The following is an 11,458-nucleotide window of genomic DNA, read 5'->3' as shown; positions in this document are numbered from 1 at the left end:
TTGGGACAAGTTGATGATTTAATAGTATCATCATCAAACTCCTAATACAACGCTTTTGCTCAATTAATTTTAATATTAATTTATTATATATAGTTGTAAATGCTGATTTCTAGCCTATATTAGAGCTTTTTAATTGCCATAAAAAACTTATTTCAGTAGAGCAAAAATTAAATTTATTCCCATTATTAAGCAAACAAAATTAATATATCAGCTGTATTTTGAGCAACATATACAAAAAAGCAACTCAATTATGAGTTGCTTTTTAATGTTCATACAATTAAATTTAATTTTCACGTTGACGAGCGTCTCCAGCTCTTTGAAGAGCACGACCAACATAGTTAATACTTAATGAGATGATTAATAATAAAATTGTTGCTGGTAACCACAACCATGGACGAGTAGTAACGTTAACTGGGTCATTAGCAAATCCAATTAAAGTACCAAGGGATGGTGTAGTGGTTGGCAATCCATATCCTAAGAAAGATAAAGTAGTTTCAATACCAATGTTACCCGCAATTGCTAATACCACCTCAATAATAATAGCAGAAGTAATGTTAGGTAAAACTTCACGGAAAATAATCGTTAAATTAGATGAACCAGAAGTTTTTGAAGCCAAAACATATTCACGCTCTCTTTGTGATAGAACGAAGGCACGGAAGTATCTAGCCGAGCCAGTCCATGCAAACATAGAAATTAACCATACTAATGTTCCTGCATTATAGTTAGGAATAACAGTAGTCAAAACAATGATAATTGGGAATTGTGGCAAAATTTGAATAAAGTCAACTATACGCATGATAATTGCATCAGTAACTCCACCGAAGTAGCCAGCAAATAATCCCACTAATAGTCCTACGCCTTCACAAATTACTGTAACAGCTAATCCAATTAGGATAGAGTTTCGTCCACCCATTATTAAGAGCTTCAAAATATCACGACCACCGTCATCAGTACCAAAGACGTGACCTGATTCGCCCCAAGCATAATATGCTTCAGCGATATTAATTTCTGTTACCTGACTCTTATTTAAGAATAATGAACCGACGAAAGTAAATAGTAAGATAGCAACGATAATACAAAATGAAACAAATGCTACCTTATCACGCCAAACCTCGCGAACAATAATCTTAAATCCAGATGGTGGTAGAGAGGTTTTAGCATTTTGATCTTTTTTCGATGTGTTTTTATCTTTAGCCATAATTTTCTACTCCTCCCTACTTAATCCGAATTCTTGGGTCAACAATACTCATGATAATATCTGACAACAAGTTACCAATTAAAGTTAACACACCAAACAACAAAATTAAAGCAGTTAAAGTACTATAGTCACGTTGTCCAATTGAATCTAGGAACAACTTACCCATCCCAGGGTAACTAAAGACTGATTCAATAACCATTGAGCCTGAAAGCAAACCAGTAATAGTGTTACCCAAAAATGCAGCGATTGGTAAGAGCGAGTTTCTTAAAATGTGTTTATTAAAGACAACATTTTCTGGAACCCCCTTACTACGAGCCGTTCTTACATAGTCTTCAACCTTATTATCAACAATACCAGTTCTTAAGTATTGAACAATTGCTGTAGTAGAGATTAAAGAACAAAGGATTGAAGGTAGAATCAAGTGATAGAACCTACTCCAGAAGTAAGCAAAAGTACCTGGGTTAACGTCTGCACTTACAGAACCAGAAATTGGGAACCAACCTAAAGTAAATCCGAATAGCCAAATACCTAAAATGTAGAAAACAAATGGAGGTACAGCATAAGTAATGTAGTTAAAAATTTGTACTCCGTGATCTTGCCATTCATCTTGGTGACGACCGGCTGTAACGCCTAATGGAATTGCAATTAAATAAGTTAAAACAACAGTCATTAAAGACAACCAAAAAGTGTTAACCGCACGGTCCCAAATCAAAGAAGTTACTGGCACCTTTTGAATATATGATTGACCTAAATCACCATGGAACATGTTTCCAAGCCAGCGAGTATATTGAACCCATACCGGATCATTCAATCCATATTCCTGTCTTAATCTTGCAATTTCCTTAGGGTCTGAATTCGGATTAATCATTCCAGTAAATGGGTCACCAGGCATCATTTTAGCCAAAATAAAGACTAGTAAACTCAAGATAAGTAACTGGGGGATCATAATCAGGATTCGACGTAAAACCGTTTTCCACATACCTATTCTCCCTCCTTCAATTCTTGTTGAATCATATCTTTAGGTAATGCAACGAAATGACGATCGCCAACTTTTTGAAGTGGTAATACACGACCATCTTTTTCATACCATTTATCTTGATCTTGCAAGAATTCTTTTTCTACGCGTTGACGGTCTTCCTTATGTTGTTCTCTATTTTCAACATCAACAACAGGAATTGCGGAAAGTAGACGTTTAGTATAAATATGCATTGGGTTCTTGTAAATTTGATCACGTTTACCAATTTCTACAAAACGTCCACGGTGCATAATAGCAATATCTTCTGACATGTGTTTTACAACACCTAAATCGTGAGAAATGAATAAGTATGCAATGTTATATTCCTGTTGAATATGCTTCATAAAGTTCAAAACTTGGGCTTGAACTGATAAGTCCAAAGCTGATGTTGGTTCGTCAGCCACGATTAATTTTGGATGAGTAGCAACGGCACGTGCAACCCCAATTCTTTGACGTTGACCACCAGAAAATTCATGTGGAAACTTGTAAATTGCATCACTAGGCATTCCAACAATATCCAAAAGTTCTTGAACTCTCTTTCTTTCTTCATCAGTAGTCAAGTTCTCGAAGTTTCTAATTGGTTCAGCAATAATGTCTTCAATACGTTTTCTAGGGTTCAAACTAGACATAGAATCCTGGAAAATCATTTGCACATCTTTATTGTAGTTAAGCTTTTTACGGTTAGATGCCTTAGTAACGTCAACACCTTTATACAAAATTTGACCGCTAGTTACTTTTTCAACACCAACAATTGCTTTACCAGTAGTTGACTTACCTGAGCCCGATTCACCAATTAAACCGTAAGTTTCCCCTTCTTTGATAGAAAGATTAATGCCATCAACGGCCTTAACATATCCAGTAACTCTATTCCAGAAGCCAGAACGAATTGGATAGTGAACTTTTAAATTTTTTATTTCGATTATTTCATCGGCCATAATTTCCTATCCTTTCTTTTCTTCATCTTGGAAATGGAAGCTTTGCCAGCAAGTACATCTTACAAAGTGTCCTGGTTCAACTTCATGAATCTTAGGATTCTCTTCATGAGCACTTGCAGGAATCCAAGGAATTCTTGCTGCAAATCTATCTCCAGTTCTCGGCATATTAACCAGTGAAGGAACTGTTCCATGAATCACATGAAGATCCTGACTTTCATCATCTGTTTGCGGCATAGAATGAAGAAGTGAACGAGTATATGGATGAAGTGGATTTTGAAAAATAGTCTTGACATCTGCTTTTTCAACAATTTGTCCAGCATACATAACTGCTACTTGATCAGCTGTTTCAGCCACAACACCCAAATCGTGAGTGATTAAGACAATTCCTGAGTGAGACTCTTTTTGAATTTCCTTAAGTAAATCTAAGATTTGTGCCTGAATAGTAACATCTAAAGCTGTAGTTGGTTCATCAGCAATAATAATTTCTGGCTTACATGCGATTGCAATCGCAATTACAACACGTTGACGTAAACCACCAGATAATTCATGTGGGTACATCTCATACATTTCTTCTGGACGAGGCATACCAACTTGGTTAAAGAGTTCAATTACACGTGCATGACGTGCCTTTTCATCCATATCTGTATGGTAGTAAAGTGTCTCAGCAACTTGATCTCCAACCTTCATTAAAGGATTAAGAGAAGCCAATGGATCTTGGAAGATCATTCCAATATTATTACCCCGAATTTTATTAAATAATGATTCGTTCAAATTAACTAAGTTCAATTCATTGTATAAGATATCTCCGGTTACTTTCGTATTTTTATGGTCATACAAACCAATAATGCTTGAAGCAATTGTACTTTTACCACAACCAGATTCACCAACAACTGCCAAAATCTCATTTCGTTTCAAAGTTAAGTTAATATCATCAGCGGCATCATAAAACTTACCATGCAAACGATATGCGGTATGCAAGTGTTCGATATCCAATAAAAGATCACTTTGCTTTTCCAAAGGCCATTCTCCTCTCAAACCTTACGACATTATTAAAAGTCAATTAGATTTTCAATTTAATGTCATTATTATAAACAAAAGATACTGCTATTTCAACAACTTTTATAAAAGTAAATGAAAAATGACAGTATCTTCTGAAATTTCAATGATTAAAATTTTAATTTTGGTGACTCTTAATGTATTCTACTGCTTCACCAACAGTTTGTAATTTTTCTGCGTCATCATCTGGAATTTCTGCTCCAAATGTATCTTCAAGATCCATTACTAACTCAACGAAATCAATTGAATCTGCATCTAAATCATTCTGAAAATTTAAGTCTTTAGTGATCTTATCACGATCAATACTAAAACGTTCTGAAATCATATCAGCGATTTTGTTAAAAATTTCCTCTTCGGTCATTTCTTTTAACCTCCAAAAAAGTTTAGTTTAATTCTAAGGCATTTTTATATTAAAGTCTAGCGAGATTTACTGAAGTATTTTTTGTATTCTCCAACTAAATCTTGGCTGAGCATTTTATCAATTTGCAATAATGTGTAGTAAATCGGACGGATATTAGATCTACCATGAGTTTTAACAACCGGAGCATTAACACCAAGTAACACAGCCCCACCATATCTTGCCGTGTCAAATCTCTTCTTTAAGGCAGTAAGCCCTGGTTTAGCTAGCAATGCACCAACTTTAGGACGCAAACCATTATTTAAAAGAGAGTCTTTAAGTAAGCGCAAAATAACGCCAGCCGTCCCCTCAATAGCTTTAAGCGTAGCATTTCCAGTAAAGCCATCGGTTACGATGATATCGGCTTTTCCTTCCATTAGATCGTTTCCTTCAACGTTACCAATAAAGTTAAGATTAGTTTCTTTAAGAAGCTTATAAGCTTCCTGGTGAAGAGGATCTCCTTTATCATCTTCTGCTCCATTGTTTAATAAAGCAACTGTTGGCTTATTAATATTTCTAACTTTTTCTGCATAAAAGTTAGCCATCTGAGCCCATTGGACCAAATATTCAGGCTTACTTTGTGCATTGGCACCAACATCGATAATATTGAATCCCTGTTCACTCTTAGCACTTGGGAGAGTTGGCATTAAAGCAGGACGCTCAACGCCTTTAATTCTACCAATAATGAAAATTCCGCACGCTAATAATGCTCCAGTATTTCCAAGTGAAAATAATGCATCAGCTTTTCCGGATTTCACGTAATTAGCCGCAACTACCATTGACGAGTCTTTTTTTCGTCTAATTGCTTTAACCGGTTCATCGCTATCGACAATAATTTCACTTGTTGCTATTATTTCTAAACGATCTTTTTTATCTTCGGGAATTAGACGCTTAATTTTTTCTTCATCCCCGAATAAAACAAATTTTGTATCCCTTAATTTCGGTTTTACTTTCAATACGGCATCTACAATGGCCTTAGGAGCATTTTCTCCGCCCATCGCATCAATTGCAATTGTTTTCATATTTACTCCGTCTAAACTTAATTATTATTCAAATCTTTCTTATATTTTAGCACTTCTTGTAAAAATGTATTTTCTGAGCTTTCCAGATTAGGATCAGCCTTAACTAAAATACGTGCTTCTTTTTGTGCAGTTACTAATGTATTATAGTCACTAACTACGTCTCCAACCTGAAATTGGGGTAAACCTGATTGAGCTTTTCCAAAAACGTCTCCTTCGCCACGTAATTTTAAATCTTCTTCTGCTAATTTAAAACCATTACTAGTCGACGTAATAATATTCATTCGCTTTTTGCCAATTTCAGTTTTAGGATCACTTATAAATACACAAAAACTTTGTGTTTGACCACGACCAATTCTTCCCCGAAGTTGATGTAATTGACTCAATCCAAAACGGTCAGCGTTAAAGATCACCATCATATTTGCATTAGGTACATCAACGCCAACTTCAATTACGCTCGTAGTAACTAGAACATCAATCTTTCCAGCAGCAAAACTATCCATAATTTTGTTTTTCTGATCGCCCTTCATTTGACCATGAAGCAAGACTACATTTTCATCCTTAAAATATTGGGCCAATCGCGCCTGTAAATCTTCAGCATTCTTTAAATCGCTTTTTTCGGATTCGCTAATTAGTGGTGTTACAACATAAATCTGAAAGCCCTTGTCTAATTGCGATCGCATTAAATCCAATACTTCTTTCAACTTACTAGAGGTTGCCCAAGAAGAAACGACTGGCTTACGTCCTTTAGGCAAGTGACGAATTTCTGAAACAGTCATATCACCATATACAGTTAAAGCTAAAGTTCGCGGAATTGGAGTTGCGGTCATCGCTAATACATCAGGTGTATCTCCTTTTGTAATCAGGGTATTTCTTTGATTAACACCAAAACGATGTTGCTCATCAATAATTATTAAGCCAAGATTTTTAAAATGGACATCCTTTTGAATTAAAGCATGCGTCCCAATGACAACATTAATTGTTCCATCAGCCAGTTCTCGGTAAATTTCTTTCTTTTCCAAATCTTTAGTATCACCTGTTAATAAGGCAACTCTAACTCCTAAAGGTCTCAACAATTCATCAACTTTAGCAAAATGTTGTTGTGCCAAAATTTCAGTTGGAACCATTAATGCAGCTTGATAACCAGCTGTTATTGCAGCATAAACTGCAAAAACTGCTACTACCGTTTTTCCGCTACCTACATCTCCTTGAAGCAATCTTCGCATTTGTCTTGGAGAATGTAAATCAGCAAAAATTTCATTAACTACCTTTTTTTGATCATTCGATAATTCAAAAGGAATAGTTTGAATCAACTCTTTTACAGCAGCTAAATCATATTTTTTAGCAACTCCCGGTACATCTTCATCTCTTTGAGATAAAAGCTGCGCTAATTGCACTTGAAAAAGAAAAAATTCTCTAAAAATTGCACTTCTACGAGCTATTTTGGCTTCGTTTCCATTTTTAGGATGATGCATCTTTTCAATCAAAACTTGATCAGAAAGCAGCCTATATTTTTCTCTCAAAGCTGCTGGAATAGTTTCTCCTACTTCATCTAGCACCTCATCTAAAGCAAGATCAATTAGCTTTTGCAGTTTACTTTGTTTTAAATGACGATTAACCGAATAAATAGGAGCAAAGCCAGAATCTTTCTTTTCAGCTACCATTTTAAAACCACTTAAGGCTTGCTTTGCTACCTGATATTTACCATAAACGGCAATCTCTTTGCCGATTTCGACTTTATCTTTTAACCAAGGTTGATTAAAAAAATTGACCATGATTATGTCATGATCAATTTTTATTTTGAAGCTGAGCCTTGTTTTTCGATAACCAAATCGGCTAACAAATGGAGCTGTTACCACTATTCCTTTTAATAAAACTTTTTGTCCGTCATCAATTTGATCAAGCGGAAGTGTCTCTAAGTCGTCATACCTAAAAGGAAAGTAAAACAGTAAATCATAAATTGTATTAATGCCCAAACTAGTTAAGGCAGCAGCAGTTTTAGCGCCTACTCCCTTTAACTTAGTCACTGGTTCAAATAACTTACTCTGCTTATTATTCATTTTTTATTCCACAGATATTAAGAAGTAATATACTGGTTGACCACCATCATGAATTTCAAATTCAAGATCATCATGATCAGCTTTAAGTTTCTTGACTACGGCATCTGCTTCTTTTCTAGTAGCGTCACTACCGTACATAATGGTAATGATCTCACTATCCTCATCTAGCATTTTTTCAATCATTGCCACTGTCGTATCAACTAAATCAGGATTATCAATCTTAATCGTACCATCCACAATACCAAGATAATCATCCTTCTTAACTTGGATATCATCAATTTTAGTATCACGAATTGCCTTAGTAACTTCACCAGATTTAACTGTATCTAAGTCTTCTGACATAGCTTCAACGTTTTCTTCTACTGATGCATCAGGATCAAAAGAAAGCATCGCAGTTAATCCTTGAGAAATAGTCTTAGTTGGCACAATTCCAACTGGAATATCACTAACTTCAGCAGCTTGTTTGGCAGCCATGATAATATTACCGTTATTTGGCAAAATAATGGCCTTTTTAGCGCCTGATTTAGTAATAGCGTCCATAATATCCTTAGTAGACGGATTCATAGTCTGACCACCAGAAATTATTCTATTTACGCCTTCACTCTTAAACAGCTCACGAATTCCATGACCAGAAGCAATGGCAATAACTGCGAAATCAACACTTTCTTCTTGTTCTTCGTTATTTTCTAAAATAGTTTCATGTTGAATACGCATATTATCAATTTTAATTTTACCTAGTTGACCAAACTTTTGACCATAAATAAAGACATCGCCAGGATGTTCTGTATGAACGTGAACCTTAGCTACTTCACCATCTGAAACAGCAAGAAGTGAATCACCAAGTTTAGAAAGATGTCCTCTAAATTGATCAAGATCAAACTTCTCTTTATTTGGAACATCTGCTGTTAAATCAACCATAATTTCTGTGCAGTAGCCGTTCTTAATATCACCAGTTGATAATTGAACTTGCGCAGCTTCAGCTTGATGGTGAGCAGCATTTATTAATTCATCCATTTCACCTTCATCAAGTTGATAGTCATTATTATCCTTTTCACCAAGTACTCCTTCTAAGAATCCTTGATAAATAAATACTAAACCTTGACCACCTGAATCAACTACACCAACTTGTTTTAAAACAGGCAATAAATCTGGGGTAGTCTTTAATGCTTTTTTAGCACCGTCAACTACAGCTCTCATTACTTCACTGATATCATCAGTTTCGTTAACCTTATTTTTACCTTCTTCAGCTGCAACTCTTGCAACAGTCAAAATTGTTCCTTCAACAGGCTTCATAACTGCCTTATAAGCTGTTGCAACACCATTTGAAAATGCATCAGCTAGATCTTGTGCAGTTAAAGTCTTTTTGCCTTCAGTAGCCTTATAAAAGCCTCTAAAGAGTTGAGAGGTAATAACACCACTGTTACCACGAGCTCCCATTAGCATTCCTTTTGAGAGACTTTCAGTTAAATCACCGACAGATTCACTAAGGTTTTCATTAACTGCCTTAGCTCCACTTTCGATGGTTAAGTTCATATTAGTTCCAGTATCACCATCAGGTACTGGGAAAACATTTAATTTATTCACAAATTCAGCATTTTTGCCCATGCGATGAGTTGCTGCACGAACCATATCTCTGAATTGATCACTATTAATTTCAGTTAAAACCACAATTAACTCCTCCAGATTGCATTATTCGTCTAGAATCTTTACACCTTGAACAATAACGTTTACAGATTTTGTTTTAATGCCTAAAAGATTTTCAAGATTGTATTTTACACTATCTTGGACATTGTGACTTACTTCCGAAATTTTTAGGCCATAACCCACAATAATATATACATCAACGACTATTTGATTATCATTAGTTTTAATTACAACACCACGTCGATAATTTTCGCGGTTTAAAATAGTATAAGCACCATCACGTAGAGCATTTTTTGAAGCCATTCCAACTACACCATAGTTAGAAGTTGCTGCTCCACCAACAATAGTAGCGATAACACTATTTGAAATATCAATTAAGCCATATTTTGTTTTAATTTTAACAGCCATCGTATTCCTCCATTAACGAAGAACAATTTTTTCTCAATTTATTTTAACACAGCATGCTTTTATATCAACAATGTTAGTTTTAAGAAATTCAAAAGACGTTATTGCACAAATACAAAAGCTGTGATAAATTAGATAAGTACTACAACACAAATAAAGGAGGGTTTAGCACAAATGGCAAAAGACATTATTACTGGCCGCAAGACGGTCTTTGGTAACAAGCGTTCAAAGGCTTTGAACTCCGTGCGGCGTTCATGGAAGCCAAACCTTCAAAAAGTTCGCATCCTTGTTGACGGTAAGCCAAAGCGTGTTTGGGTATCCGCTCGCGCTTTGAAATCCGGTAAGGTTAAACGTGCCTAATTAAGAAGTAAAAAAATAAAAGGGATCAAGATTTTTTCTTGATCCCTTTTATTTTTTATCTCGGCTATTAATTACGATTAATGTACCTGCCCTGCAACCAATTTCTATATTTTGTCCTTCCAAATACTCATTTGAGGAATACATCGTTGGTGCAGATAAATCAGTTTTAGCTAAATCATATCTTGCATTTTTGATATAAAAATTTTGTACTGGTGTAAGCGTCCCAATTCCTAAATATTTATATGCAGCATTATAAGCAATAATATGTTTACCTTCTTTAAAAAATCTTATTAGGTTTTGTTTATCTACAAATTTGATTTTTTCAGCAAAACGATTAAATGGTGGCTTTAATACTGCGTACAGATTAACTAGAAAATGATCTAGCCTCCCACCTGTTGCACCATAAATAGTTAAATTTTCAACCTGATAATCAACAAAAGCAGCATAAAACAGCATCTCCGAATCCGTAAAATCTTTAATTGGATTCGAATATCGCATATCCTGAACCTTTCTTTCTACTTTTTCTCGCTCTTCAAATGACAAAGAGTCATAATCTCCCAAAGCTACATCTGGAACTATTCCTAATTGTAATAAAAAAAGGCTTCCCCGGTCACTAGCCATAATTAGGGCGCCCTCTTTACGTGCCTTTTTGATATCAGCAGCTATTTCTTGCGGCCATTCTTCTTGTGGTCCGCCTAATAACGCAATTGCTTTCATTTGTCTTCTTTTTTCAATTTCATAACTTGATCTTTGATACTACCATTTTTAAAAATATAAGAACCCACAACAAAAATAGTAGCCCCTGCATCTCTAGAAATTTTCAAAGTTTCACGATCTATACCGCCATCTACTTCAATTGGTAAGTTCAAGTTCTCCGCTTTAATCATGTTTTTCAACTCAACCAAACGTTCAACAGATTTTTCTTCGAATTTTTGCCCACCAAATCCTGGCTTTACAGTCATTAAAAGAACCTGATCCAAATCTTTTAAAAACGGTCTTACCTTCTGAACTGGAGTTGAAGGATTAATTGCCATTCCTCTGCGAACATTATGATCTTTTAAATATTTTAACCAATAATTTGGATTATCAGTAGCTTCATAATGAAACTCCAAAAGATCGCATCCTGCTTCAACAAAAAGAGGCAATGTAATTTCTAAATTATTACTCATTAAATGAATTTCAGCCTCTGTTAATGGAAAAGAACGTTTAAAATCCTTTACTAATTCTGGACCATAGGACAAATTAGGCACAAAATATCCATCCATAATATCAATATGAAATCTATCAATTCCACTTTCTATAGCGGCTTTAATATCACGACTTAAATGCATATTATCTGCATTTAAAATTGATGGTGCTATCATTGGTT

Annotated in this window: 12 protein-coding genes; 1 reads left to right on the top strand and 11 read right to left on the bottom strand. The window is 35.1% G+C overall.

The genetic code is table 11. The features are described from left to right. Window positions 1–283: 283 nt before the first annotated feature. From H1A07_RS03540 to H1A07_RS03500, 9 genes are all read right to left on the bottom strand, one after another. Window positions 284–1,198, bottom strand: a complete 915-nt coding sequence (locus H1A07_RS03540; RefSeq protein WP_094523421.1) for an ABC transporter permease — start codon at window positions 1,196–1,198, stop codon at window positions 284–286. Between the two features lie 16 nt (window positions 1,199–1,214). After that, entirely contained in the window at window positions 1,215–2,177 is a 963-nt protein-coding gene (gene opp4B, locus H1A07_RS03535) for an oligopeptide ABC transporter permease (protein ID WP_057718897.1), read from the bottom strand. Window positions 2,178–2,179: 2 nt separating this feature from the next. Beyond that, a complete protein-coding gene (locus H1A07_RS03530) occupies window positions 2,180–3,148 on the bottom strand; it encodes an ABC transporter ATP-binding protein (RefSeq protein ID WP_094499056.1) in 969 nt (322 codons plus the stop codon). 6 nt (window positions 3,149–3,154) lie between these two features. Beyond that, the gene (locus H1A07_RS03525; protein ID WP_057718899.1) at window positions 3,155–4,165 is read right to left on the bottom strand and encodes an ABC transporter ATP-binding protein; all 1,011 of its coding nucleotides are present in this window, start codon (window positions 4,163–4,165) and stop codon (window positions 3,155–3,157) included. A gap of 157 nt (window positions 4,166–4,322) precedes the next feature. Continuing rightward, window positions 4,323–4,565, bottom strand: coding sequence for an acyl carrier protein (acpP, locus tag H1A07_RS03520; RefSeq protein WP_004895326.1), 243 nt, complete (start codon window positions 4,563–4,565; stop codon window positions 4,323–4,325). Between the two features lie 56 nt (window positions 4,566–4,621). Further along, window positions 4,622–5,623, bottom strand: coding sequence for a phosphate acyltransferase PlsX (gene plsX, locus H1A07_RS03515; RefSeq protein WP_094499058.1), 1,002 nt, complete (start codon window positions 5,621–5,623; stop codon window positions 4,622–4,624). A gap of 17 nt (window positions 5,624–5,640) precedes the next feature. Next, entirely contained in the window at window positions 5,641–7,680 is a 2,040-nt protein-coding gene (gene recG, locus H1A07_RS03510; RefSeq protein ID WP_210145364.1) for an ATP-dependent DNA helicase RecG, read from the bottom strand. A gap of 3 nt (window positions 7,681–7,683) precedes the next feature. Beyond that, window positions 7,684–9,348: a DAK2 domain-containing protein gene (locus tag H1A07_RS03505; RefSeq protein ID WP_210145363.1), complete on the bottom strand. Its 1,665-nt coding sequence runs from the start codon at window positions 9,346–9,348 to the stop codon at window positions 7,684–7,686. A 21-nt stretch (window positions 9,349–9,369) separates the two neighbouring features. Continuing rightward, complete coding sequence (locus H1A07_RS03500) at window positions 9,370–9,732, bottom strand: Asp23/Gls24 family envelope stress response protein (RefSeq protein WP_057718903.1); 363 nt, start codon at window positions 9,730–9,732, stop codon at window positions 9,370–9,372. A gap of 171 nt (window positions 9,733–9,903) precedes the next feature. Between H1A07_RS03500 and rpmB the strand changes: the two genes are divergently transcribed. Next, window positions 9,904–10,089 (top strand): 50S ribosomal protein L28, encoded by a 186-nt coding sequence (gene rpmB, locus H1A07_RS03495; protein WP_003647522.1) that lies wholly within the window; start codon window positions 9,904–9,906, stop codon window positions 10,087–10,089. A 48-nt stretch (window positions 10,090–10,137) separates the two neighbouring features. Here rpmB and H1A07_RS03490 read toward each other — a convergent pair whose 3' ends face one another. Both H1A07_RS03490 and rpe read right to left on the bottom strand, forming a co-directional pair. Next, a complete protein-coding gene (locus H1A07_RS03490) occupies window positions 10,138–10,806 on the bottom strand; it encodes a thiamine diphosphokinase (protein WP_094499062.1) in 669 nt (222 codons plus the stop codon). Next, window positions 10,803–11,453 (bottom strand): ribulose-phosphate 3-epimerase, encoded by a 651-nt coding sequence (rpe, locus tag H1A07_RS03485; protein WP_210145362.1) that lies wholly within the window; start codon window positions 11,451–11,453, stop codon window positions 10,803–10,805. Before rpe ends, H1A07_RS03490 begins: the two co-directional genes overlap by 4 nt. Between the last annotated feature and the right edge of the window lie 5 nt (window positions 11,454–11,458).

The sequence above is a fragment of the Lactobacillus taiwanensis genome, assembly GCF_017894345.1.
Lineage (GTDB): Bacteria > Bacillota > Bacilli > Lactobacillales > Lactobacillaceae > Lactobacillus > Lactobacillus taiwanensis.
This window is presented reverse-complemented; position numbering and strand designations above follow the sequence as displayed.